A 26501-nucleotide genomic window follows, 5' to 3' on the forward strand; every position below is an offset into this window, starting at 1 on the left:
CTGACACTTTGTTTTTAGGTCGGCCCTTTTTTAGTTGACTTTTTTATGACTACTTGTAAAGGTGAAAAAATGATGAAACATTTTCTAGGAAATCATCGTTTTACGTCATATTTGCTCGGATTTGTCAGTGTTATTGTGTTTAGTGTATTGGTTTATATAGAAGTGAAGTATGCCAGCCCATATGCAGCAACATGGGATCAAGTTGATTTTGCGCTAGCATTGCATCGTTATGATTTATTGGTCATGCAGCCTCATTTTCCGGGATACCCTTATTTCATTCTCGGCGGGATGATTGTCAGCTCATTTATGGAAAATCCAGCAAAAGCGTTGTCTGTTTTTAATGTGGTAATGATGTTATCGGCAACGATACCGATTTTTTTGTTAGTAAAAAAATATTACAAAAGTGATGTAGCTTGGATGATTACATGTCTTATCCAGTCTTCGAGTTTTTTGATGCTTATCGTTACGCAGCCGATGTCAGAAGGCGCTGCCATCGCTGCTTTATGGTGGTATTTATGGGCGGTACAAACGGCGAAAGAACGTCTTACATTGCCCATGCATCTTCTGCCATTATTTTTTCTAGGTGTGCTATTAGGAATCCGGCTTTCTTATTTGCCTTTTGCCGCAGCACTCCTTTTTCTATGGTATGATGATTGGAAAACATATAAAAAGATTGGCAGGCTAATGATATGGTTTGTTGCCGCGTTGTTTTTTCAATTGATTTGGGTGGGGGCAGTTGCTTTAACAGAAGGAAGCATAACGGGATTTATCAAGCTTGCTTTAGCATTTACAAGCGGTCACTTTCAAGAATGGGGCGGTGCCGTAACAGCAGGGGATGATTCAATTGTTCAAAGGTTTTTCACGCTTATTTTTTACAACGTTTTTTGGACAGGGATTGCAAGCCAAAGTATATGGCTTTTGATCATCTATATCATCTTGATGCTCTTTATCGTCCGAAAAAATAAAGAAGCTGCTGGAATTCCAAACTGGCTGCTAATAACTGGGGTTTTCTACTTTCTTTGGGCGTGGCTTGCACAAAATATTGAAAAGCCGCGCCATATTGCACCATTAGTTACGATTATTCTCTTTTATATTTGGGGACGCTATTTTTCTGTTGGAAAGTCGATGTATAAAAAATGGTTCGCATTAACTGTATTCATCATTCAAGTCATTGTCGGCAGCATACATGTATATGGTCAAGCAACTCACTTGCCGGCAACTTATCAATTAACATATGATTTACAAAAAGTAGATGCTCCTTTTGTTGTTTATACATGGGAAGAGACGAGAGTGATGGAATATTTAGACGCCGATTTTATTCATAAACGGGTGCTTCATTTTGACGTTTTTTTACAGGATAAAGCAAACTATAAACATGCTACAATTTATTTGACAGATCATGTAGTCAAGGGATTTGCAACACAAGGGATTTCACTTGAGGGGCATTTGCGTAAGGTGAAAACTTATCAATCAAGTACGTTGGCAGACCCTGTTTACGGTGAAATTACCTTGTATGAATGGATAGATTAATGGTATTGGAGTGATTGTCATGCATGATCACTTAAAAGAAAAGCTAGCCGTTTTGCCTGAGCAGCCTGGCTGTTATTTAATGAAAGATAAAAACGGAACCGTCATTTACGTTGGCAAAGCAAAAGTGTTAAAAAACCGTGTGCGATCGTATTTTACAGGGACACATGACGGAAAAACACTTCGCCTTGTTAATGAAATTGCTGATTTTGAATATATTGTCACCTCTTCGAACCTTGAGGCGCTCATTTTGGAAATGAATTTAATTAAAAAGTACGATCCGAAATATAACGTCATGTTGAAAGACGACAAAAGCTATCCATTTATTAAAATTACCGCTGAAGAGCATCCGCGTCTCATCATTACAAGAAAAGTAAATAAAAAAGATAATGGAAAGTATTTCGGACCTTATCCGAACGTGCAGGCGGCGAATGAAACAAAAAAACTGCTCGACCGTATTTATCCGCTGCGAAAATGTTCGACTCTGCCAGATCGAGTATGTCTTTATTATCATATGGGGCAATGCCTTGCTCCGTGCGTCCATGATGTTTCACCAAAGCAAAACAAAGAGATCGTCGAGCAGATCGTCCGGTTTTTAAACGGGGGCTACCGTGAGATTAAAGAAGAGCTGACAGAAAAAATGTTAAAAGCGGCAGAAAATCTTGAGTTTGAAAGAGCGAAAGAATACCGCGATCAAATTGCCTATATTGAAGCAACGATGGAAAAACAAAAAATGACGATGAACGATTTTATTGACCGCGATGTTTTTGGTTATGCCTATGATAAAGGCTGGATGTGCGTGCAAGTTTTCTTTATCAGGCAAGGAAAATTAATTGAACGGGATGTTTCGATGTTTCCGATGTACCAAGACCCGGATGAGGAATTTTTAACATTTTTAGGGCAGTTTTATACAAAAGAGAATCATTTTAAACCAAAAGAAATCATTTTGCCTGAAGATGTGAATGGAGAATTGGCTGGGCAGCTCCTTCAAGTAACGGTTGTCCAGCCGAAAAAAGGAAAGAAAAAGGAACTTGTTGATTTGGCAAATAAAAATGCAGCCATTGCTCTTAAAGAGAAGTTTTATTTAATCGAGCGCGATGAAGAACGAACAATAAAAGCGGTGGAGAATTTAGGGGAAAAGCTTGGGATTCCGACACCGCATCGCATCGAAGCATTCGACAACTCCAATATTCATGGAACGGATCCGGTTTCAGCGATGATTGTATTTATTGACGGTAAACCGGAGAAGAAAGAGTATCGAAAATATAAAATCAAAACGGTGGAAGGTCCTGACGATTATGAGTCAATGAGAGAAGTTGTCCGGAGAAGATATATACGCGTGTTGAAGGAAAACTTGCCTCTTCCGGATTTGATTATCGTTGATGGCGGCAAAGGGCAATTGGCAGCCGTTCGCGATGTGCTCGAAAATGAGTTAGGGCTTGAAATTCCGGTCGCAGGACTTGTGAAAGACAATAAACACCGTACGTCGGAATTAATCATTGGTGATCCGCCGAAGACAGTCGATTTAGAGAGAAACAGTCAGGAATTTTATTTACTGCAGCGCATTCAAGATGAGGTGCACCGCTTTGCTGTTGAATTCCATCGCCAAGTGCGCGGCAAGACAATGTTTCAGTCTATATTAGATGAAATTCCGGGAGTAGGAGAAAAAAGAAAAAAAGCGCTGCTGAAACATTTTGGTTCTGTCAAAAATATGCGTGAAGCTACTGTTGAAGAATTGAAACAAGCAGGCATTCCGCATTCTGTTGCGGAAAAAATTTATGAGAAATTACGCGAATAATTATTGTTATTTATACAGAAATTTGGTACAATTGCTTCAAAATGAATATTTATACACTTCTACACACTGAAGTGAAGATAGAGGTGCGAACTTCAAGAGTAGGCATTCTGAGGAAAATGAGTTCCGATGATGAATGTTGAAAGGGGAGCGTCGCCGAAGTGGAAAAAGTCTCATTGCTTTTTCTGCTGGTCCTGCGTTTAAGAAATGTAGGACTGTCAAGATGAACAAATCATCTTGGAGAGCTATCTCACTGCGTGGAGCGAATTTATTTTTTTCGTTATTCACAGCAATGAGATTTCTCTCATTGCTGTTTTTTATTTGCGCGCAACATCACTTTTCTATCTATATCGATATAGATAAAGTGAAACTTCATTAGTGGGGGGTTCATCCCCCACAGATGTTAGTTGAACTTATCGCACTTCTAGCGTCCGTTATTTCCTATCTGTAGAGGTGGAAGTCTTACGGACGATTAGAATGGGATAAAGCAAAACTATTATTAAAGGATGAGTGATCGTGGAAATTATTGTGCAAAAATTTGGTGGAACATCTGTTGGTTCAATTGAACGTATTCAAAATGTAGCTAACCGGGTTATTGAAGAAGCAAATAATGGAAACAAGGTAGTCGTTGTTGTTTCTGCAATGGGAAAAACGACGGATGAACTTGTCAATCTCGCCAAGCAAATTTCGAAAAATCCGAGCAAACGCGAGATGGATATGCTTTTAACAACCGGCGAGCAAGTAAGTATTGCTCTATTGACAATGGCGCTGAAAGAGAAAGGTTATGACGCTGTCTCTTTAACCGGCTGGCAGGCGGGAATTGAAACAGAAGCCGTACACGGGAACGCAAGAATTATGAACATCGACACGGCAAGAATACACGAACATTTGAATGAAGGAAAAATCGTCGTTGTTGCCGGATTCCAAGGAATAACGAAAGATCAAGAGATTACGACGCTCGGCCGCGGCGGTTCTGATACGACGGCTGTTGCATTGGCGGCAGCATTAAATGCTAAAAAATGCGACATTTATACGGATGTTACCGGAGTGTTTACAACAGACCCGCGCTATGTAAAAAAAGCTCGAAAGCTGCAATCGATCTCATATGATGAAATGTTGGAGTTAGCCAATTTAGGGGCTGGCGTTTTACATCCGCGGGCTGTGGAATTTGCGAAGAACTATCAAGTACAGTTGGAAGTGCGCTCAAGTATGGAACGCGAACGCGGCACAGTTGTTGAGGAGGAAGCTTCAATGGAACAAAACTTAATTGTCAGAGGAATTGCTTTTGAAGACCAAGTAACGAGAGTGACGGTTCAAGGGCTGCCAAACGGGCTGCATACGTTATCGACGATTTTTACTACATTGGCGGATCACGGGATTAATGTAGATATTATTATTCAAAGCACAACAAATGAAGATACGACATCGCTCTCTTTTTCGATTCGCACGGAAGATTTGGAAGAAACGTTAAACGTTTTACAGTCTCATAAAGAAATTTTGCAATATGCAACGGTTGAACATGAAAGCGGATTGGCAAAAGTATCAATTGTCGGTTCAGGAATGATTTCCAATCCCGGTGTTGCTGCGGAAATGTTTAAAGTGCTTGCTGAGCATGGGATTGAAGTGAAAATGGTGAGCACATCGGAAATTAAAGTATCAACCGTAGTTCAACAAAGCAAAATGGTCGCTGCCGTTGAAGCGTTGCATGAAGCGTTTCAGCTAGCTGAAGAAGCAGCTGATGCACCTGTTGTTTCATAGTAGACGATAGAGAAAGAGGCTGACCCAGGCAAAGTGTTAGCCCTCACAACACAATACATAGCACATTAATAGAATTATATATTGTGAATGTGTGGCAGGTCAGACACTGATGGGTCAGCTCCGCTTCATTATTCAGCAATCATATCTTTTTTATCCCATTTCACAGTAAAAACGACTTTTTTCGCTCGTTTTTTCTGTTGTTCATAGGCTTCGGTGACTCGTTTTTTCTGCTGTTCGATTTGCTGGGCGAGGAAACCGGCTTCAAGCTGAAAAGTGCAGTCTTCTTTATGGGAGAGCCGGGCGGCAATAAGCGGGCTTGTTAATTCAAATTCAAGTTCATCCTTGCCTTCGGAAACGATTGTTAGCGTTCCCCAACCAGCCTTTTCAAAAAACGAAATCATTTCTTCTAACGTTTCCAAAGGATATTTACGGGCAAGGCTCTTTCCGGCCCAATATAAAATGCTCGCATTTTCTTTTCCAAGCAATTCAGGCAGAAGAGTTTCACGAATTAACTCATATCCGAAGCCGGAAATTTGTATATTTTCTAGCAGTGCATATTGTTCCTGAAATGTCATATCTTTCACGCAATTCCCCTCTTTCTAGAATCATTATAGATTATAGCTGAAATTGAAAGAGAAAACATTAATTTTTCTAAAATGTGAAATGATTGATGCTCTTTCCGATAAGAGTTTAGCATTTCTTTATGAGAGGTATGTCAAGAAAAATATTATTTAAATTTTCAAATGATTGAGCAATTTGTGAACACGTTTTCTTGACGCTCATACATCTTGGGAGTACAATGTATGTGACAAATTTATTAATGGAAATGGAAGCAATTACATTTCCGTTAATAAAAATCTAGTAAATGTGGATGGGGAGTGTATAAGAAATTTTTTGCGAACATCTTTTATGTTGATTGTCACAATTTAAGGGGGGTTACATATGGCAGGAAATCGCGAATTTTTTTATCGCCGACTTCATTCATTGTTAGGAGTTATTCCGGTAGGCCTCTTTTTAGTCCAGCATTTAGTGGTGAACCACTTTGCCACGAGAGGACCTGAAGCTTTTAACCGTGCGGCACACTTTATGGAAAATTTACCGTTTCGTTATTTTTTAGAAATATTTGTCATTTTTCTTCCGTTATTGTTCCATGCCATTTACGGATTGTATATCGCTTTTACGGCGAAGAACAATGTGAGCCGGTATAACTACTTCCGTAACTGGATGTTTATGTTGCAACGTTTATCGGGCATTATCACTCTTATTTTTGTAACATGGCATGTATGGGAAACGCGTGTACAAGCTGCATTCGGTGCGGAAGTAAACTATGAAATGATGGCGAACATTGTTGATAATCCAATTATGCTAGGATTCTATATTTTGGGTGTTATTTCGACGGTATTCCACTTTTCTAACGGGTTATGGTCTTTCTTTGTAAGTTGGGGAATTACTGTTACTCCTCGTTCGCAACAAATTTCAACATACGTGACAATGGCGATTTTCGTAGCGCTTTCCATTGTTGGTATCCGTGCCATCTTAGCATTCGCTTAATCCACAACTAGCAATCTTTTAAGGAGTGAGTAACGATGAGTAAAGGAAAAATCATAGTAGTTGGCGGCGGCTTAGCCGGCTTAATGGCAACCATAAAAATTGCGGAAGCAGGTGTACCTGTAGAGCTGTTTTCTCTCGTACCTGTAAAACGATCTCACTCTGTTTGTGCTCAAGGTGGGATTAACGGTGCAGTCAATACAAAAGGTGAAGGTGACTCTCCATGGGAGCACTTTGATGATACAGTATATGGTGGTGACTTCTTGGCGAACCAGCCACCAGTTAAGGCAATGTGTGAAGCAGCGCCAGGAATTATTCACTTACTAGATCGCATGGGTGTCATGTTTAACCGCACGCCTGAAGGATTGTTAGACTTCCGACGCTTTGGTGGTACACAGCATCACCGTACGGCATATGCGGGGGCAACGACGGGACAACAGTTGCTTTATGCGTTAGATGAGCAAGTGCGTCGTCACGAAGTAGCAGGTCTTGTGACAAAGTATGAAGGATGGGAGTTTTTAGCGGCTGTTTTAGATGATGAACAAATCTGCCGCGGTATTGTAGCACAAAACTTAACAACAATGGAAATTAAAGCGTTCCCAGCTGACGCTGTCATTATGGCGACAGGCGGACCGGGAATTATTTTCGGTAAGTCAACGAACTCCATCATTAATACGGGCTCAGCCGCTTCTATTGTTTATCAGCAAGGTGCATATTATGCTAACGGTGAGTTTATCCAAATTCACCCAACAGCGATTCCAGGCGATGACAAACTGCGCTTAATGAGTGAATCTGCCCGCGGTGAAGGTGGACGAGTATGGACATATAAAGATGGTAAACCATGGTATTTCTTGGAAGAAAAATATCCTGCTTACGGAAACCTTGTGCCACGTGATATTGCAACGCGCGAAATTTTCCACGTTTGCGTGGACTTAAAGCTTGGCATTAACGGCGAAAACATGGTTTATTTAGACCTTTCTCATAAGGATCCGAAAGAGTTGGATATTAAGCTTGGCGGTATTATCGAAATTTATGAAAAATTCATGGGTGAAGACCCGCGTAAAGTTCCAATGAAAATTTTCCCTGCTGTTCACTACTCAATGGGCGGCTTATGGGTTGATTACGATCAAATGACAAATATCAAAGGATTGTTCGCTGCTGGTGAGTGCGACTATTCGATGCACGGAGCAAACCGTCTAGGTGCTAACTCGTTATTATCAGCCATTTATGGCGGTATGGTCGCTGGACCAAAAGCGGTTGAGTATATTAAAGGTTTAGAGAAGTCAGCCGATGCAATGCCGTCTTCATTATATGACCGCTATCTCAAACAAGAAGAGCAAAAATGGGATAAGATCATGTCAATGGACGGTACGGAAAACGCTTATGTCATTCATAAAGAGCTTGGTGAATGGATGACAGACAATGTAACGGTTGTCCGCTATAATGACAAGCTATTAAAAACAGATGAAAAGATTCAAGAGCTTCTTGAACGTTATGAAAATATTAATATTAACGATACAGCGAAGTGGAGCAACCAAGGTGCATCATTCACTCGTCAATTATATAATATGCTTCAATTGGCGCGTGTTATTACACTAGGTGCTTACAACCGTAATGAAAGCCGCGGTGCTCACTATAAGCCTGAATTCCCTGAGCGTAACGATGAAGAGTGGCTCAAAACAACAATGGCGAGATTTACGCCAGATGGACCAGCGTTCCACTATGAAGATGTTGATACTTCATTAATTAAACCTCGTAAACGTGACTATACGAAAAAGAAAGGGGAAGTGAAATGATGAGTGAGAAAAAAACAGTTCGCTTCATTATAACGCGACAAGATCGTCCAGATTCCCCGCCTTATGAAGAGGAATTTGAAATTCCTTATCGTCCGAATATGAACATCATTTCTGCATTAATGGAAATCCGCAGAAATCCTGTTAACGCTAAAGGAGAAAAAACGACTCCTGTTGTTTGGGAAATGAACTGTCTTGAAGAAGTATGCGGAGCTTGTTCGATGGTCATTAATGGAAAGCCGCGCCAATCCTGTACGGCACTTATCGACCATTTAGAACAACCAATCCGTTTAGAGCCAATGAGTACGTTCCCGGTTGTTCGCGACTTGCAAGTTGACCGCAGTCGCATGTTTGATTCGTTAAAGAAAGTAAAAGCATGGATTCCGATTGATGGAACATACGATTTAGGACCTGGTCCTCGCATGCCTGAACGTAAGCGTCAGTGGGCATATGAACTTTCAAAATGCATGACATGCGGCGTTTGCTTAGAAGCTTGTCCAAATGTAAACAGCAAATCGAATTTTATCGGTCCTGCTCCGCTTTCACAAGTTCGTTTATTTAACGCCCACCCAACCGGGGCCATGCATAAGGCGGAACGTTTGGAAGCGATTATGGGAGACGGCGGACTTGCAAACTGTGGTAATTCACAAAACTGCGTACAGTCTTGTCCGAAAGGAATTCCGTTGACAACATCGATTGCTGCGTTGAACCGCGAGGTAACGATTCAAGCATTCCGTAACTTCTTCGGAAGTGACGAAATATAAATATACGATTAATGAGGCTGTCCGATCATTGTCTGACTCCCACACAAGTTGTACATACTAAGCTGAATGTACGATTGTGGCCGCGGGGGCTGACATTTGATGTTTGAGGCAGCCTTTTTTTGTTAATAAGGGGGAGAACAAATATGAAACAAATTAGTTATATTCATGACTTTGAGGAGTGGGAAAGAACATTTATTTTTTCGCATCAAATAAAAGTTCGTTTTTCAGAAACAGACATGTTCGGGCATTTAAATAACACGGTTCCATTTGTTTATTTTGAAGAAGCGAGAATAGAATTTTTTAAAAACATCGGTTTTATGCAAAAGTGGACAGATAGGTTATCTGAAGAAATTCCAGTTGTTGCCGATTTGCAGTGTGACTTTCTCCACCAAGTGTTTTTTGGAGAACAATTAAGCCTGTATGTAAAAGTACATCATGTAGGAAACTCATCAGTTGACTTGCATTATATGGCGAAAAAAGATAACGGTACAGTCGCTTTTGTTGGAAGAGGAAGAATGGTGCAAATCTCCAAAAAAACCGGAAAGAGCGTTCCTTGGAATGACGAAATGAGGCAGACGCTCATTCGATTGCAATCGTCGACAACTTGAACACCTATTTTTCATCATCTGTAATTAATTTCCGTCACCGTAATCCTCCAATTCACATACTATATGGTGAATAAATATATACCCATCCGGTCGTTCAGGTCTGGCTAAAGCAAGGAGGGTTACAATACTTGAAAGAGAAACCATTTCAACCAAAGCCATTGCTTACAAAAAGAGAAAGAGAAGTGTTTGAATTATTAGTTCAAGATAAAACAACGAAAGAAATTGCAAGCGAGTTGTTTATAAGTGAAAAAACAGTTCGCAATCATATTTCAAACGCCATGCAAAAGCTTGGAGTTAAGGGGCGCTCTCAAGCTGTAGTTGAATTGTTGCGAATGGGCGAACTTGAACTATAATAAATAGAGGCTGACCTAAAATCAAAGTGTCACCCCGCATAACTCAATATATAGATCACAGCATTGGATAAATGAACTATATATTGTGAAGTGTGCGTGAGGTCCGACACTTATGGGTCAGCCTCTTTATTATTTTCATTGATTATGCAGGAAAGTGTAGTAAAATGAAAGTTGTGGCACTTTTGCTTCTATGCTTCTCGCTTGCAATTTGCATAAAAAAGTGTAAAAAATAGTAGAGTAAAAACGCGTTTTTACGGGAGAGATTTTATGACATCTCATTTTGAACAAAATGATGTCGTTGTCGAGTTGGAAAAGTCGTTGCGTTATGTAGCCGCTATTTTAAAACAAAAGGGAAGGGAAATTTTAACTCAATATCCGATTACACCTCCCCAGTTCGTTGCGTTGCAATGGCTCTTGGAAGAAGGGGATATGACAATTGGAGAGCTCTCTAATAAAATGTATTTAGCATTCAGTACGACGACGGATCTAGTCGATCGTATGGAGAAAAATCGTTTAGTGGCAAGAGTGAAGGACCAAAATGATCGAAGAGTTGTTCGTATTCATTTATTGCCTGAAGGCGAACGAATTATTGAAGAAGTAATCAAGAAACGTCAACAATATTTGTTGGAGGTTCTTAGAAACTTTTCAGAAGAAGAAATTATCTTTTTAGAAAAAAGCTTAAAAAAACTACATCAAGAAATGAAGAAAGAATGAGGCGATCACTTGGATAGACCAATTGGTGTTATCGATTCAGGAGTAGGTGGGCTAACTGTTGCGAAAGAAATTATGCGACAGTTGCCGAAAGAGCAGATTGTTTATTTAGGAGATACAGCAAGATGTCCTTATGGTCCGCGTCCAAAAGAAGAGATTCGTCAGTTTACTTGGGAGATGACGAATTATTTGTTGCGTTATGATATAAAGATGCTTGTTATTGCTTGTAATACTGCTACAGCTGTTGTTTTAGAGGAAATTCGTGAAAAACTTAACATTCCTGTGTTAGGCGTTGTTCATCCCGGTGCGAGGACAGCGTTAAAAATTACGAAAAATTATCATATCGGCGTCATCGGAACGATTGGCACGGTAAAAAGCGGTGCATATGAAAAAGCGTTAAAATCAATTAATAACAAGGTTCAGGTCCAAAGTTTAGCGTGCCCTAAATTCGTTCCGCTCGTTGAAAGCGGAAATTTTGAAGGGGAGGAAGCAAAAAAAATTGTCGCACAGTCGCTTGAACCATTGAAGTACAGCGATATTGATACGTTAATTTTAGGCTGCACCCACTATCCGCTCTTGAGTCCGTTGATTCATGAGTATATGGGGAAAAAGGTAAAACTCATCTGCTCAGGAGATGAGACGGCGAGAGAAGTAAGCACCATTTTACATCATAGCGGACTGCTTAACACAGGAGAGCTAGTAAAAGAACATCTCTTTTTAACAACGGGACCAAAGGAACTATTTCAAAAAATTGCATCAAAATGGTTTGAACATCCTATCGAAAACATTCAAACAATTGAACTAAAAACTCCTTCGGCTTAAAGTCGAAGGAGTTTTTTATGTTCTAATTTTTTTAAAGGCTCGTATACATAGTAGTACAAATTGTCAATAGGAGGGAAAGCTATGTTGAATTGCCGTGCACGCAAGTTTGCTGCTTCAGTCATTGTCTTAACAATGTTACTTAGCGGTTGCGGTCTGTTCGGAAAAGACGAAGCAGTCAAAGAAATCGACCCACCGCAGGACGTTACGTACTTAGAAGACGGAGAAGCCATACAATCTAGTAAAGAAGGAGAAAAGCAAACGAGTGAAAAAGAAGAGCAAAAAGCAACAGAAACCGTAAAGAGAGAGTTGTATTTAATTGATAAAAACGGTTTTGTTGTTCCGCAAACACTTGAATTGCCAAAAACGGACGCTGTAGCAAAACAAGCTTTAGAATATTTAGTAGAAGGTGGGCCGGTATCAGAAATATTGCCAAACGGCTTCCGTGCTGTATTGCCTGCAGATACGCGCGTGCTCGGAGTGAAACTTGAAAACGATGGAACGATCATTGCTGACTTTTCTCGGGAGTTTTCAAATTATCGGAAGGAAGATGAAAAGAGGATTTTACAAGCGATTACGTGGACATTGACACAATTTGATAAAGTCAAAAAAGTAAAAATTCGCATTAATGGTCATGACCAAACAGTAATGCCGGTCAATGGAACGCCGATTCAAGACGGAGTAAGCCGTGAAGATGGCATTAATATCGATACAAGCGGTGTGGTCGATATTACAAATACACAGCCTGTAACCGTGTATTTTTTAGCTCAAGAAGATGGGCAGCCTTACTATGTTCCGGTTACACGCCGGGTTTCTAATAAAGAGGAAGATCGTGTTGTTGCTATCGTCAATGAATTAATTAAAGGCCCTAGCTATACAAGCGGACTGTTAAGCGATTTTCAAGCAGACGTGAAGCTGTTGGATCAACCAAAATATGAAAATGGCAAAGTGACGTTGAACTTTAATGATGGCATTTACGGAAGTAAAGAGAAAAATGTCATTTCTGAGCATGTCCTAAATTCGCTTGTTCTTTCATTAACAGAACAAGAAGGAATTGAAAGTGTAGCGGTGACCGTAAATGGAAAAGCGAATCTTGTGAAAGAAGATGGAAAATCACTAGCTGAGCCGGTAACAAGGCCAGAAAATGTGAACATAGGTAGTTTTTAAAAAACTTTTTTTGCTATACTATATAAAGGGTAATAAGAGGTAGGCAATGAAGCCGCCTCTTTCTGTTTATTCAGAGCGCTAAGGAGGTTTGCTTTTTAATGAGAGTAGATGGAAGAGAAAAACGTCAGATGCGACCAGTACATATTGAAACAAATTACATAAAACATGCAGAAGGTTCGGTTCTTATTTCTATAGGAGATACGAAAGTGATTTGTACAGCCAGCATTGATGATAAAGTTCCGCCGTTCATGCGCGGTGAAGGAAAAGGATGGATTACTGCTGAATATGCGATGCTGCCGCGGGCAACAGAGCAGCGCAATCCTCGTGAATCAAGCAAGGGAAAAGTTTCCGGACGTACGATGGAAATTCAGCGTCTCATCGGCCGTGCTTTACGCTCCGTTGTTGATTTGCAAAAACTTGGCGAAAAGACGATTTGGATTGACTGTGACGTCATTCAGGCGGATGGCGGAACACGCACGGCATCGATTACAGGAGCGTTTGTAGCAATGGTGTTAGCATTAGCTAAGCTCGTAGAAGAAGAAAAACTTGCGGAATTACCGATTACCGATTTTCTTGCTGCGACTTCAGTTGGCATTGATTCGGAACACGGGGTCATTTTAGATTTAAATTATGCGGAAGACTCTAAAGCGGAAGTCGATATGAATGTCGTGATGACAGGAGAAGGGAATTTTGTTGAAATTCAGGGGACAGGAGAGGAGTCCACTTTTTCCCGCGAGCAATTAAACGAATTATTAGAAACAGCAGAAATAGGAATTCGTGAACTGATCGAGATTCAAAAACAAGTACTAGGAGATCTGGTCGAGAAAATACCATGTTCGGAAAGAGTGGGAGAACAGTGAAAGAAGTTATTATCGCTACGAAAAATGCTGGGAAAGTAAAAGAATTTCAAACGCTATTTGCTGAAAAAGGAGTTGAAGTAAAATCGCTTTTAGACTTTGAAAACGCTCCTGATGTTGAAGAAACGGGGGAAACGTTTGCCGAAAATGCGATTTTAAAAGCGGAAACAATCGCCAACTATTTGAATAAAGTGGTGATTGCCGATGATTCCGGGTTGGCGGTTGATGCATTAGACGGCAGACCAGGTGTCTACTCTGCCCGTTATGCCGGTGAGCATAAAAATGACAAGGAAAATATCGCTAAAGTACTTGAGGAATTAAAAGGGGTTCCTTTTGAAAAACGAACAGCCCGCTTTCATTGCGCTTTGGCAGTTGCCGTTCCTCGTCAGCGCACCGTTGTAGTCGAAGGAACATGTGAAGGATATATTGCAGAAACACAAACGGGAACGAACGGTTTTGGCTACGATCCGATTTTTTATGTACCAGAGAAACAAAAAACGATGGCAGAACTGTCAAAAGAAGAAAAAAATAAAATTAGCCACCGGGCGAATGCATTAAAAAAATTAGAAAAAATATGGGACGAGATTTTTGATACTGAGGAGCAAGTGAAATGAAAGTATTAATTGTTAGTGACAGTCACGGATTAACAAAAGAGCTTGAGGAAATAAAAAATCGCCATTTTGGGAAAGTAGATGCTTTTATTCATTGTGGTGATTCCGAATTATCGTATGGCAGCTCTGAACTGCAAGATTTTTTGTATGTTCGTGGCAACTGTGATTTTGCAAAGGAATTTCCGGAAGAACGAACGGAAGACATTCAAGGTGTTCGCTTTTTTATCACTCATGGTCATCGCTATAATGTAAAGATGACATTAATGAATCTTTATTATCGCGCCCAAGAAACAGGGGCAAACGTCGTATGTTTTGGTCATTCCCACATTGCCGGAGCGGAAAACATCAACGGCATTTTGTTTATTAACCCAGGAAGTATATATTTGCCGCGCATGAGAAAAGAAAAAACATATGTCATACTTGAGATCGATGAAGAAAAAGCAACGGTATATTTTTATGATATTCATGGCGATAAAATCCCATCTTTATCACAAACATTTTCACGATTAGGCTGACCTGAAAATGTCTGGCCTCACGCTAAACCATCATATATAGTGTTCCCATCTAATTATGCACTATATATGATGGCTGTGAGGCGAGTCAGCCTCTCCGTTTATAATTGTATTGACTTTATGACATTAGTTGTTTATAATAATAACTGTCTTTGAAATTGAATATCATTGTGTCCCAGTAGCTCAGCAACGAGCGATACATCGATGAGTTGGCTGCGAGTTGTCCCGACGCATCCATCATCCTCGAATAAACGAGGAGAGGAAGGGGCAGGATAGAGCACGATCGAATTTGCATCATTGAAGTAACATCAGCGCACCACTCGAGCCGCTTCTTGAATAAGCTTACTGAGAGTGGGGCGGCGGTAAAAACTGAGAAAGTAGCAATAAAATCAAATATAATTTTAATACTGTGTCCCAGTAGCTCAGCAACGAGCGATACATCGATGAGTTGGCTGCGAGTTGTCCCGACGCATCCATCATCCTCGAATAAACGAGGAGAGGAAGGGACAGGATAGAGCACGATCGAATTTGCATCATTGAAGTAACATCAGCGCACCACTCGAGCCGCTTCTTGAATAAGCTTACTGAGAGTGGGGCGGCGGTAAAAACTGAGAAAGTAGCAATAAAATCAAATATAATTTTAATACTGTGTCCCAGTAGCTCAGCAGGATAGAGCAGCGGCCTTCTAAGCCGTCGGTCGGGAGTTCGAATCTCTCCTGGGACGTGTGAAAACCTCTCTTTCCGGATTTGGAAAGAGAGGTTTTTGTTTGTCTTAAAAATGTATTTCTTAAACCAGGATAATGAACGAAGTAAAAATTTTTTAAATCTTAAAATCCTTGATTTCACCGCAATGAAAGCGCATACAAATATTCTAATAAATCTAAATATTACAAAAATGGTATTGACTCTTCTTAGGATTGGTCGTATGATAATTTTCAAACAAGTCAAACAAGTTCGATAAATAAATGGAAGTGCAGCTAAGGAAAGTGCTACTTGCAAGGGAAGAGGGGAATAACAGTGAATGAACAATGGATTTTTTTAAACGATGAATTTGTTACGAAAGAAAACGCGAAAATTTCTGTTTATGATCACGGTTTTTTATACGGAGATGGAGTGTTTGAAGGAATTCGCGTCTACAGCGGAAACGTGTTTCGCTTGAAAGAACATATTGATCGGCTTTATAGATCGGCAAAGTCTATTTTGCTTAATATCCCTTACACAAAAGAAGAACTAACAGACATTATTATTCAGACAATACAAAAAAATGGGTATCAGGATGCTTACATTCGCGTCGTTGTTTCCCGCGGCGTTGGCGATTTGGGGCTTGATCCTTACAAGTGTAAAAAACCGCAAGTTGTCGTTATTGTCGAACCGTTAGCGATTTTTCCGAAACATTTGTATGAAACAGGAATTGAGGTTATTACAGTTCCAACGCGACGGAATCGTCCGGATGTTCTCAGCCCAAAAGTGAAATCTCTTAACTATTTGAATAACGTTTTAGTAAGAATTGAAGCCCACTTAGCCAATGTCAGCGAAGCGATCATGTTAAATGATCAAGGATATGTCGCTGAAGGATCGGCCGATAACGTATTTATCGTGAAAAACGGCGTGCTTTATACACCGCCTGGATATGTCGGCGCCCTTGAAGGAATTACGCGTGATGCAATTATTGAAATTGCCCAAGAACTTGGCTATGTCGTCAAAGAAGAACCGTTTACTCGCCATGATGTCTACACGGCTGACGAAGTATTTTTAACCGGAACAGCAGCCGAAGTGATTGCTGTTGTTAAAGTTGATGGCCGCGTTATTGGCGATGGAGTGCCGGGAGAACATACAAAACGACTGCTTGATGCTTTCAGACAGCGGGTTGTTACTGAAGGTGTAAAAGTATATCAAGGCTCTAATGCGAATGTAGGATAATTTTTTAATAAAGTAAAAGCGTTGAAGAGGATAAGTAGTCAGCGGGGAAGGCATCTACAGAGAGCCGGGGAAGCTGGAAACCGGCGATGCCGCCGCTTGATGAACTCCCCTCTGAGCGCCAGCCTGAACGTGACCGACTAGTAGGGTTGGCCGGGTGGAAAATTTCCACTCGTTATTAAAATGAGTGTGTTCCAAAAGCAAATGTCAGATCCCCATACCATTGGAAATAAGCGATTATGGGAGGATGGACACTTGCGGGAATGCACTCGTGAGGTGGTCGTGATGACCACGAAGAAGGGTGGTACCGCGGAAAGTGAACCTTTTCGCCCCTTTGACTTTCGAGGAGAAGGTCTGTATGGGGTGAAGAGGTTTTTTTAGTTCAATAATTTTTTAGGGGGAAGGATGGATGACGACAAAGATGAAAGTGGAAGAAAAAAGGCTGCAAAAGACAAAAATCAGCGGGGCATCGATGTTGGTTGAAGCATTAAAAGCAGAAAAGGTTGAAGTGATTTTTGGTTATCCAGGCGGCGCGGTGTTGCCGATTTATGACAAGTTGTATGATTCAGGTGTATTTCATGTATTGACGCGGCATGAACAAGGAGCCATTCATGCAGCAGAAGGATATGCACGAATTTCCGGAAAGCCGGGAGTTGTCATTGCTACATCAGGCCCTGGAGCTACTAATATCGTAACAGGTTTGACAGATGCGCTGATTGACTCGATTCCGCTTGTTGTATTTACAGGACAGGTTGCTACACATGTCATTGGATCTGACGCATTTCAGGAAGCTGATGTTGTTGGAATTACAATGCCAATTACAAAACATAATTATCAAGTTCGCGACATTAATGAACTGCCAAGAATTATTAAGGAAGCATTCCATATTGCTACAACGGGCCGTCCCGGTCCTGTATTAATTGATATTCCTAAAGATATTACGACGCTTGAAGCGGAATTTGATTATGAGCAAGAGGTGAAGCTGCCGGGGTATCAGCCAACTATCCGCCCGAATCATTTACAAATTCGCAAGCTAGTTGAAGCGGTAAGCCAAGCGAAAAAACCGGTGATTTTAGCTGGTGCTGGCGTGCTTCATGCCAACGCTGCAGATGAGCTTAAACAATATGCAGAGCAGCAGAATATTCCAGTTGTCCATACACTATTAGGCTTAGGTGGATTCCCGGCAGATCATCCTCTGTTTTTAGGAATGGCTGGTATGCATGGCACGTACACAGCGAACATGGCGTTATACGAATGTGATTTATTGATCAATATTGGAGCGCGTTTTGATGATCGGGTGACAGGAAATTTAAAATATTTTGCGCCAAAAGCAACCGTTGCACATATCGATATTGACCCAGCGGAGATTGGGAAAAACGTTCCGACACAAATTCCGGTTGTCGGCGATGCAAAAGAAGCGTTGAAAGAGCTGATTCATCAGGAAGGGAAGCCGGGAGATACTGCGGCATGGCACGAACAGCTGAGAAAATGGAAACAAGAGTACCCGCTTATGTATAAAAACGATGCCAACACAATAAAACCGCAAAAGTTAATTGAGCTTATTTATGAGCTGACAGGCGGAGAAGCTATCGTTACAACGGACGTTGGACAGCATCAAATGTGGACTGCACAATATTACAAATTTACGAAACCGCATCGCTGGGTCACTTCGGGAGGACTTGGGACAATGGGGTTCGGACTTCCGGCTGCCATTGGTGCGCAGCTGGCTGAGCCAAAAGCGACTGTTGTTTCGATTGTCGGCGATGCTGGATTTCAAATGACGCTGCAAGAGCTATCTGTGATTCACGAGCTCAATCTTCCAATTAAGATAGTCATTGTGAATAACCAGTCTCTCGGAATGGTTCGGCAATGGCAAGAAATTTTTTACGAAAAACGTTATTCACATTCTTTAATTCCTAATCAACCAGACTTTGTAAAATTAGCTGAAGCTTATAAAATTAAAGGCTTTCGGGCGAAAAATGAGGAAGAAGCTGTAAGAGTTTTAAAAGAAGCGTTCTCGACAAATGAGCCGGTGTTGCTTGATTTTCATGTGACTGCTGATGAAAATGTATATCCAATGGTCGCACCTGGCAAAGGGTTGCATGAAATGGTGGGGGTGAAACTGTGAAACGAATTATTACAATGACGGTCAACAATCGTCCAGGTGTTTTGAATCGAATTACCGGGTTGTTTACAAAACGTCATTACAATATTGAGAGCATTACCGTTGGACATACAGAGACAGAAGGCGTGTCGCGAATGACATTCGTCGTCAATGTTGAAGATGAACGCATTGCAGAACAGATTACAAAGCAGTTAAACAAACAAATTGACGTGCTCAAAGTAACGGATATTACCGATCAAGCCATTGTTGCCCGTGAATTAGCACTTATTAAAGTAGCTGTCAGTCCTGCTATGCGTAATGAAGTATACACATTGATTGAACCATTCCGCGCTTCGATTGTTGATGTAAGCCGAGAAAGCCTTGTTGTTCAAGTTACAGGAGAATCAGACAAAGTCGAAGCGCTCATCGACTTGCTTAGACCTTATGGAATTAAAGAAATCGCCAGAACTGGAACAACAGCGTTTACACGCGGCTCGCAAAAAAGTGCCGCTGCCAATAAAACAGCATTTATTATTTAAAAAATATCGAAAAGGGAGAGAAAACAATATGGCAAAAGTTTACTATAACGGAGATGCAAAGGAAGCTTATTTACAAAATAAAACGGTGGCAATCATCGGATACGGTTCTCAAGGACACGCACATGCGTTAAACTTGCGGGAAAGCGGTGTGAACGTTATCGTTGGTCTTCGACCAGGAAAGTCATGGGATCAGGCGGAAAAAGATGGCTTTGCCGTTCGTACCGTTCGTGAAGCAGCAAGAGAAGCTGATGTAGTTATGGTGCTGCTTCCGGATGAACATCAGCCAAAAGTATACAAAGAAGAAATTGAGCCTGAGCTGAAGGCTGGAAACGCATTAGTATTTGCTCATGGATTTAACATTCATTTTAATCAAATCGTTCCGCCAAAAGATGTCGATGTATTTCTTGTTGCGCCAAAAGGGCCGGGACATTTAGTGCGGCGCACATATACAGAAGGAGCAGGAGTTCCTGCGCTGATCGCCGTTTATCAAGATGTGACAGGAGAAGCAAAAGAAACAGCGCTTGCTTATGCAAAAGCGATCGGTGCTACAAGAGCAGGAGTATTAGAAACGACGTTTAAAGAAGAAACAGAAACCGATTTATTCGGTGAGCAAGCGGTATTGTGCGGCGGATTAACTTCGCTTGTAAAAGCAGGATTTGAAACATTAGTGGAGGCAGGATATCAGCCTGAAGTAGCTTATTTTGAGTGCTTACATGAACTCAAGCTGATCGTTGACCTCATGTATGAAGGAGGTCTTGCAGGAATGCGCTATTCGATCTCCGATACAGCGCAGTGGGGCGATTTCATTTCTGGTCCGCGCGTCATTAACGCTGCTGTAAAAGAAGAAATGAAAAAAGTACTTGAAGATATTCAATCTGGTACATTTGCTAAAGGGTGGATTTTAGAAAACCAAGCTAATCGCCCTGTATTTAATGCCATTAACAAACGGGAAAATGAACATCTCATTGAAGAGGTTGGCCGCAAATTGCGGGAAATGATGCCATTTGTTAAACAAAAACAGAAAGAAGCGGTGGTTACCAGTGCGAAAAATTAACATTTTCGATACAACGTTGCGCGATGGAGAACAATCAGCTGGTGTGAACTTGAATTTAAATGAAAAACTAGAAATTGCTCGACAGCTAGAACGTTTAGGCGTCGATATTATTGAAGCTGGCTTTCCTGCCGCTTCTAAAGGAGATTTCCAAGCCGTCAAACAAATTGCGGAGACAATCAGAAACTGTTCTGTCACCGGGCTTTCACGCTCGGTGCAGAGCGATATCGACGCGGCATGGGAGGCGTTAAAAGGTGGAGCAGAACCTCGTCTTCACCTTTTTATCGCTACCTCTCCCATTCATATGCAGTATAAGCTGCGAATGAAGCCGGAAGAAGTGATAGAAACAGCTGTTTCCGCTGTGAAGTACGCCAAAAAATATTTTCCGATTATCCAATGGTCAGCGGAAGATGCTTGTCGCAGTGATTTACCATTTTTGGCCACGATTATTACCGAAGTGATTAAAGCAGGAGCAAATGTCATTAATATACCAGATACAGTCGGATATATTACTCCAAAAGAATACGGGGAAATTTTCACTTATTTAATGAAAAATGTTCAGAATATTGAAAAAGTATCACTTTCCGCTCATTGCCATGATGATTTAGGAATGGCGGTAGCAAACTCGTTAGCCGCTGTTGAGCATGGAGCAACACAAATTGAAGGAACGATTAACGGCATCGGCGAGCGTGCCGGAAATGCTGCTTTAGAGGAAGTCGCTGTTGCCCTTTATATTCGCAAAGATTACTATCAAGCAACAACGCGCTTAAATCTTCAGGAAATTAAGAGAACAAGCAATTTAGTGAGCAAGTTGACCGGCATGGTTGTACCGCCAAATAAAGCGGTTGTCGGCAAAAATGCTTTTGCCCACGAATCAGGCATTCATCAAGATGGGGTGCTGAAAGAAAAAACGACATACGAAATCATATCACCAGAGCTTGTCGGCGTCCAATCCAATTCAATGGTGCTAGGAAAGCACTCAGGGCGTCATGCCTTGCGAAACCGCGTTACGGAGCTTGGTTACACGTTGACAGAAGAAGAAATTAATAAACTATTTGTTCGCTTTAAAGAATTAGCGGATAAGAAAAAAGATATTACCGATGATGATTTAGTGGCATTGATTTTTGAAGAGAAATTTGACCAGTTTAAAGACTTTTATCAGCTTTCTTCGATTCAAGTTCAATACGGCACAAATCAAATTCCAACAGCTGTCGTTGTATTAACAGATGGAAAAGGAAACGAAATTCAAGAAGCAGCAACAGGGGCAGGAAGTGTTGAAGCATTGTATAACACGTTGGAGCGGTGCTTCCAAACAACAGTAAAACTATTAGACTATCGGATTGAATCAGTCAGCGGCGGAAGAGATGCACTTGCGCAAGTATTTGTCAAAGTGCGGGTGAATGATATAGAAACAAGCGGAAGAGGAACGGCGCAAGATGTGCTGGAAGCGTCAGCAAAAGCCTATATTAATGCAGTAAATCGCGTCTTTGTGATTGAAAAAATGCGTGATGAAAATCAAAAAGTAGCTATCAACTAATGAAGGAGGATGAACATGGGAAAATATCGCATCGCTGTATTGCCGGGAGATGGAATCGGAAAGGAAGTGGCAAAAGGCGCGGTTGAAGTTTTAAAGGCGATCGGTACGCGTTTTGACCATCATTTTGAGTTTGTTTATGGATTAATTGGCGGGGAGGCAATTGATCGCGAAGGAACACCGCTTCCAGATGAGACGCTGCAGATGTGTAATGAAAGCGATGCTGTGTTGCTCGGAGCGGTTGGCGGTCCGAAATGGGACCACAATCCTCCGCATTTGCGTCCCGAAAGAGGATTGTTAAAGATTCGCAAAGAGATGAATTTATTTGCGAACTTACGACCTGTTAAATTTTATGATAGCTTAGCAGACTCTTCTCCGCTGAAGGCAGAAGTAGTGAAAGATGCTGATTTGTTGATTGTTCGGGAGTTAACAGGCGGTCTATATTTTGGAAAACCGAGCGAACGCCGCATCGAAAGCGGTGAAGAAGTAGTTGTTGATACGCTCTATTATAAGCGTGAAGAAATGAAAAGAATCATTAAGACGGCTTTTGAACTAGCCCAAAAGCGAAATAGGAAAGTAACGTCTGTCGATAAAGCGAATGTATTAGAATCAAGCCGAATGTGGCGGGAGATTGCTGAAGAAGTAGCAAAGGAATTTCCGGATGTTGAACTTGAACATATGTTAGTTGATAATGCGGCAATGCAGCTGATTCGCAATCCGAAGCAGTTCGATGTTCTCGTCACTGAAAATATGTTTGGTGATATTTTAAGTGATGAAGCTTCCGTATTAACCGGTTCGCTCGGAATGCTCCCATCAGCGAGTTTATCAATATCAGGTCCAAGTTTGTATGAGCCGATTCATGGTTCAGCCCCAGATATTGCCGGTCAAAATAAAGCAAATCCGCTTGCGATGATTTTATCAAGTGCGATGATGCTTCGTTTGTCGTTTGGGCTTCATCAGGAAGCCGATGCGATTGAGAAAGCAGTCCAGCAAGTGTTGGCGGCTGGATATCGCACAGCGGATGTTGCTAAAAATGGAAAGCATGTTGTTTCAACAACACAAATGGTGGAAGAAATTAAAGCGCGCATTCTTGATGATTCAGCAATCTTAAGCATTATGGCTGTTTATGCGTAATGAGGTGATAATGTTGAAGCCGAGAACGATCATTGAAAAAATTTGGGAAAATCATGTTGTTTACCGTGAAGAAGGAAAGCCGGATTTATTATATATTGACTTACATTTAATCCACGAAGTCACTTCTCCGCAAGCTTTTGAGGGACTGCGGCAAAAAGGACGGAAAGTGCGCCGCCCTGATTTAACATTTGCGACGATGGATCATAACGTTCCGACCATCAATCGCTTTGAAATTCATGATGAGGTGGCAAAAAACCAAATTACTGCTCTTGAACGAAACTGTCGTGAGTTTTCGATTCCGCTTGCGGATTTATATAGCTCTGAACAAGGAATTGTTCATGTCATTGGCCCGGAGCTTGGTTTAACGCAGCCGGGAAAAACGATTGTTTGCGGTGACAGCCACACATCTACACACGGTGCTTTCGGGGCGCTGGCATTTGGAATTGGCACAAGTGAAGTAGAACATGTATTGGCTACACAGACGCTATGGCAGCATCGTCCAAAGACATTGCAGGTTCATGTTTCCGGAAAACTATCTCCAGGTGTAACGGCAAAAGACGTGATTTTAGCGATTATTCGCAAATATGGCGTTGATTTTGGAACGGGGCATATTATCGAATTTACTGGTGAAGCGATTCGCAACATGTCAATGGAAGAACGAATGACGATTTGCAATATGTCGATTGAAGCTGGAGCACGTGCCGGATTAGTAAGCCCAGATGAAGTGACTTTTGAGTATTTAAGAGGAAGAAAATATGCTCCAAAAGGCGAGGAATTTGAAAAAGCCGTTGAGCGTTGGCGCAAGCTCGCCACAGATGAAGGGGCAACATATGATAAAACGGTGGAAATTGACGCATCGGAAATTGCGCCGATGGTTACGTGGGGCACAACACCGGGAATGAGCGTATCGATTGAGGAAACGATTCCTTATCCAGAGGATTTTGCTACCGAAACAGAAAGAAAAGCAGCCAAACTGGCCTTGCAATATATGGGGCTAACCCCGGGAACGCCAATAAGTGATGTGAAGATTCAGCACGTATTTATCGGTTCTTGTACGAATTCCCGATTAAGTGATTTGCGTGCGGCTGCGGAAGTAGTGAAAGGCAAGAAAGTCGCACCGGGCGTGCGGGCACTTGTTGTCCCTGGCTCCCAACAAGTGAAGCGGAAAGCGGAAGAAGAAGGGTTGGCGCAAATTTTTATCGATGCTGGATTTGAATGGCGTGATTCCGGCTGCAGCATGTGTCTCGGAATGAATCCGGACACGGTGCCGGAAGGAGAACATTGCGCTTCTACATCCAACCGCAATTTTGAAGGAAGACAAGGAAAAGGGGCTCGAACACATTTAGTAAGTCCGAAAATGGCAGCCGCAGCCGCGATTTACGGCCGGTTTGTTGATGTGAGAAAACTCGAAAAAGAAGCGGTTCGATAGGAGGAAGAAGACATGCAGCCATTTACGATCCATAAAGGAAAAGTCGCCGGACTTGACCGGGCCAATATCGATACAGACCAAATTATCCCAAAACAATTTTTAAAGCGGATTGAACGGACAGGGTTTGGCAAGTTTTTATTTTACGATTGGCGTTATCTTGACGGCGGAAAACCCAATCCCGATTTCGAACTGAATCGTCCGGAAAATCAGGGGGCGACCATTCTTGTTGCCAATGAAAACTTCGGTTGCGGCTCATCGCGCGAACATGCGCCATGGGCTTTGCAAGATTACGGGTTTAAGGCGATTATCGCTCCTTCTTTTGCCGATATTTTTTACAATAACTGCTTGAAAAATGGATTATTGCCGATAAAACTAAGCAAAGAAGACGTCAACTATTTATTAAAAGAATCGCTAAGCGCGGATTATGAATTAACCATTTCGCTAGAGGAGCAAGTTGTCTACGACGAAAAAGGATTTCGTGCCTCATTTTATATTGATCCTTATCGTAAACAATTAATGCTCAAAGGCTGGGACGAAATCGATTTAACATTTGTTTATGAGAAGCATATTGCTGCATATGAGGAAAAAAATAATCCTATTCGTTGTTAAATCAATAACTAAGGGCTGATTTTGAGGCTGGCCAAAATGCAAAGTGTCAGACCTGCAACACAATATATAGGACGTAACATTGGATAAATGAACTATATATTGTAAAATGTACGTGAGGTCAGACGCTTATAGGCAGCCCAAAGTCTGGCCCTTTTTCTATCCATGCAAATGACATGCCTGCTTGTGTTTCCGGAAAAACATTGGTAAACTGTTAAACAAATTTGGTTAAAGGCGGATTGAAATGGACAAACAAAAAGGAAAAATTATTTATTTTCCTAAACTAAAAGAACGCCTCGTAGAAAAGGGATTAGAACGATTGCAGGCCAAAAAATATAAAGAAGCGCTTTCGTTTCTGCAAGAAGCTTATGAATTAGATTCCACTGATGCAGACGTGGAGCTTGGCATTGTTCTTTGTTTATTGGAACTTGGAGAGATGGTACAGGCGAAGGAACGTTGTTACAAAATACTGCAAGAAGGGAAAGGCGACTATTTTCAAATTTTGCAAATTTATTTGTCGATTCTTATCCATTTACAGCAGTATGATGAGGTTATGATGACGATTCGAGCCGTTCTTGAAGAGAGCGATAACATCGCTCCGGCGTTTCGGCAAAATTTAATCAATTTACTTCATTTCAGTACAAAAATGAGTGAACAGCCGTCTATTGATCTAAAAAGAGAAGAAACAACACAATTAACGCAATTAGCACAGCTATTGCTGCAATCCGATCATCCAACGGAGCATATAAAGATTATTAAGCAGCTCGAAAAAGAAGACATTCATTCCGTTCTTCCGATTCTTAAGCAATATTTAGCTGATGAAAAGAACAATCCACTCACAAAAACAATGATATTACAGCTGCTGACTTCAAAACGAATCGCTGAGCGCATTGTCGTCAAAAAATTTGGTGACGCATTAACTGTTATTCCAAGCGAACTGAACGAAAATAGACAATCTGATTTGGCAAGTGAAGTGTTATACATATTAGAAAAACAACTTAGTATGGAAAGTCCAAGTTTATACCAGTTGGCAGAAAGTATTTGGCTCCGTTATTTATATATACTTTATCCGTTTATTCCAGAAAGTCAGGAAAGCAGACAATGGGCTGCCGTCTTGCATATAACAGCGTGCGAGTATCAAGGCTTGAAAATCAATAAGAAAAATATCGCAAAGCTTTATGGTGTATCGTATGAACAAATCCAGCCTCTTTATCAATCGATTTGGGAAATAGAAGAAATTTCTTTATTTTGAATACGTGATTTCTGTTGAAAGCAACTCATTGTATGTTATAATATAATGGTTGTATTGCGCATATCTTTTATATTTCAGCAAGCCTACATACATTGCAATCGTTGAATCGGGT

24 protein-coding genes, 1 tRNA gene, 1 riboswitch and 1 other annotated feature are annotated in these 26501 nt (G+C 41.2%); of the genes, 24 read left to right on the top strand and 1 reads right to left on the bottom strand.

Annotated features, from left to right (window positions below; genetic code table 11):
• Positions 1–72: 72 nt before the first annotated feature.
• The 3 genes from B0I26_RS06135 (at position 73) to B0I26_RS06145 (ending at position 5080) form a co-directional block, all read left to right on the top strand.
• A complete protein-coding gene (locus tag B0I26_RS06135; protein WP_111644580.1) occupies positions 73–1530 on the top strand; it encodes a nucleoporin-interacting protein in 1458 nt (485 codons plus the stop codon).
• A gap of 19 nt (positions 1531–1549) precedes the next feature.
• Positions 1550–3325 (top strand): excinuclease ABC subunit UvrC, encoded by a 1776-nt coding sequence (gene uvrC, locus B0I26_RS06140; protein ID WP_111644581.1) that lies wholly within the window; start codon positions 1550–1552, stop codon positions 3323–3325.
• A 70-nt stretch (positions 3326–3395) separates the two neighbouring features.
• Positions 3396–3578: riboswitch (Lysine riboswitch) on the top strand.
• A 260-nt stretch (positions 3579–3838) separates the two neighbouring features.
• Positions 3839–5080: an aspartate kinase gene (locus tag B0I26_RS06145; protein ID WP_111644582.1), complete on the top strand. Its 1242-nt coding sequence runs from the start codon at positions 3839–3841 to the stop codon at positions 5078–5080.
• Positions 5081–5208: 128 nt separating this feature from the next.
• On the opposite strand, the gene B0I26_RS06150 is transcribed toward B0I26_RS06145, so the two are convergent.
• On the bottom strand, positions 5209–5655 hold the full coding sequence (locus B0I26_RS06150) for a YslB family protein (protein WP_181502752.1): 447 nt from the start codon (positions 5653–5655) through the stop codon (positions 5209–5211).
• A 367-nt stretch (positions 5656–6022) separates the two neighbouring features.
• On the opposite strand from B0I26_RS06150, the gene B0I26_RS06155 reads away from it, so the two are divergent.
• The 21 genes from B0I26_RS06155 to B0I26_RS06265 all read left to right on the top strand — a co-directional run bounded on the left by B0I26_RS06155 (position 6023) and on the right by B0I26_RS06265 (position 26389).
• Entirely contained in the window at positions 6023–6631 is a 609-nt protein-coding gene (locus tag B0I26_RS06155) for a succinate dehydrogenase cytochrome b558 subunit (protein WP_111644584.1), read from the top strand.
• A 35-nt stretch (positions 6632–6666) separates the two neighbouring features.
• Positions 6667–8424, top strand: coding sequence for a succinate dehydrogenase flavoprotein subunit (gene sdhA, locus B0I26_RS06160; RefSeq protein WP_111644585.1), 1758 nt, complete (start codon positions 6667–6669; stop codon positions 8422–8424).
• The gene (gene sdhB / locus B0I26_RS06165) at positions 8424–9185 is read left to right on the top strand and encodes a succinate dehydrogenase iron-sulfur subunit (RefSeq protein WP_111644657.1); all 762 of its coding nucleotides are present in this window, start codon (positions 8424–8426) and stop codon (positions 9183–9185) included. The genes sdhA and sdhB overlap by 1 nt, the downstream gene beginning before the upstream one ends.
• Before the next feature lie 143 nt (positions 9186–9328).
• On the top strand, positions 9329–9793 hold the full coding sequence (locus B0I26_RS06170) for an acyl-CoA thioesterase (RefSeq protein ID WP_111644586.1): 465 nt from the start codon (positions 9329–9331) through the stop codon (positions 9791–9793).
• 128 nt (positions 9794–9921) lie between these two features.
• Positions 9922–10146 carry a spore germination transcription factor GerE gene (gene gerE, locus B0I26_RS06175; RefSeq protein ID WP_044894577.1) on the top strand — a complete coding sequence of 75 codons (225 nt, stop codon included), beginning with the start codon at positions 9922–9924 and terminating at the stop codon, positions 10144–10146.
• 267 nt (positions 10147–10413) lie between these two features.
• Positions 10414–10860, top strand: coding sequence for a MarR family winged helix-turn-helix transcriptional regulator (locus B0I26_RS06180; RefSeq protein ID WP_111644587.1), 447 nt, complete (start codon positions 10414–10416; stop codon positions 10858–10860).
• Positions 10861–10869: 9 nt separating this feature from the next.
• A complete protein-coding gene (gene racE, locus B0I26_RS06185; protein ID WP_111644588.1) occupies positions 10870–11679 on the top strand; it encodes a glutamate racemase in 810 nt (269 codons plus the stop codon).
• A gap of 81 nt (positions 11680–11760) precedes the next feature.
• Complete coding sequence (locus B0I26_RS06190) at positions 11761–12843, top strand: GerMN domain-containing protein (RefSeq protein ID WP_111644589.1); 1083 nt, start codon at positions 11761–11763, stop codon at positions 12841–12843.
• Positions 12844–12941: 98 nt separating this feature from the next.
• A complete protein-coding gene (rph, locus tag B0I26_RS06195; RefSeq protein WP_111644590.1) occupies positions 12942–13703 on the top strand; it encodes a ribonuclease PH in 762 nt (253 codons plus the stop codon).
• Entirely contained in the window at positions 13700–14314 is a 615-nt protein-coding gene (locus B0I26_RS06200; RefSeq protein ID WP_111644591.1) for an XTP/dITP diphosphatase, read from the top strand. Before rph ends, B0I26_RS06200 begins: the two co-directional genes overlap by 4 nt.
• Positions 14311–14826: a metallophosphoesterase family protein gene (locus tag B0I26_RS06205; protein ID WP_111644592.1), complete on the top strand. Its 516-nt coding sequence runs from the start codon at positions 14311–14313 to the stop codon at positions 14824–14826. The genes B0I26_RS06200 and B0I26_RS06205 overlap by 4 nt, the downstream gene beginning before the upstream one ends.
• Positions 14827–15473: 647 nt before the next feature.
• A tRNA-Arg gene (locus tag B0I26_RS06210) sits at positions 15474–15547 on the top strand.
• Between the two features lie 293 nt (positions 15548–15840).
• On the top strand, positions 15841–16743 hold the full coding sequence (gene ilvE / locus B0I26_RS06220) for a branched-chain-amino-acid transaminase (RefSeq protein WP_111644594.1): 903 nt from the start codon (positions 15841–15843) through the stop codon (positions 16741–16743).
• Positions 16744–16755: 12 nt separating this feature from the next.
• Positions 16756–17077: a binding site (T-box leader), on the top strand.
• A gap of 72 nt (positions 17078–17149) precedes the next feature.
• Positions 17150–18868: an acetolactate synthase large subunit gene (ilvB, locus tag B0I26_RS06230; RefSeq protein ID WP_111644596.1), complete on the top strand. Its 1719-nt coding sequence runs from the start codon at positions 17150–17152 to the stop codon at positions 18866–18868.
• Positions 18865–19383, top strand: a complete 519-nt coding sequence (gene ilvN / locus B0I26_RS06235) for an acetolactate synthase small subunit (RefSeq protein WP_111644597.1) — start codon at positions 18865–18867, stop codon at positions 19381–19383. Before ilvB ends, ilvN begins: the two co-directional genes overlap by 4 nt.
• A gap of 28 nt (positions 19384–19411) precedes the next feature.
• On the top strand, positions 19412–20437 hold the full coding sequence (ilvC, locus tag B0I26_RS06240; RefSeq protein ID WP_111644598.1) for a ketol-acid reductoisomerase: 1026 nt from the start codon (positions 19412–19414) through the stop codon (positions 20435–20437).
• Positions 20424–21971, top strand: a complete 1548-nt coding sequence (locus B0I26_RS06245; protein ID WP_111644599.1) for a 2-isopropylmalate synthase — start codon at positions 20424–20426, stop codon at positions 21969–21971. The genes ilvC and B0I26_RS06245 overlap by 14 nt, the downstream gene beginning before the upstream one ends.
• 15 nt (positions 21972–21986) lie before the next feature.
• Positions 21987–23102 (top strand): 3-isopropylmalate dehydrogenase, encoded by a 1116-nt coding sequence (gene leuB / locus B0I26_RS06250; RefSeq protein WP_111644600.1) that lies wholly within the window; start codon positions 21987–21989, stop codon positions 23100–23102.
• A gap of 13 nt (positions 23103–23115) precedes the next feature.
• Positions 23116–24531, top strand: coding sequence for a 3-isopropylmalate dehydratase large subunit (gene leuC, locus B0I26_RS06255; protein ID WP_111644601.1), 1416 nt, complete (start codon positions 23116–23118; stop codon positions 24529–24531).
• Positions 24532–24543: 12 nt separating this feature from the next.
• Positions 24544–25140, top strand: a complete 597-nt coding sequence (gene leuD / locus B0I26_RS06260) for a 3-isopropylmalate dehydratase small subunit (protein WP_111644602.1) — start codon at positions 24544–24546, stop codon at positions 25138–25140.
• Positions 25141–25381: 241 nt separating this feature from the next.
• Positions 25382–26389 carry a tetratricopeptide repeat protein gene (locus B0I26_RS06265; RefSeq protein ID WP_111644603.1) on the top strand — a complete coding sequence of 336 codons (1008 nt, stop codon included), beginning with the start codon at positions 25382–25384 and terminating at the stop codon, positions 26387–26389.
• The last annotated feature ends 112 nt before the right edge of the window (positions 26390–26501 follow it).

It is taken from the genome of Paranoxybacillus vitaminiphilus (assembly GCF_003259935.1).
GTDB lineage: Bacteria > Bacillota > Bacilli > Bacillales > Anoxybacillaceae > Paranoxybacillus > Paranoxybacillus vitaminiphilus.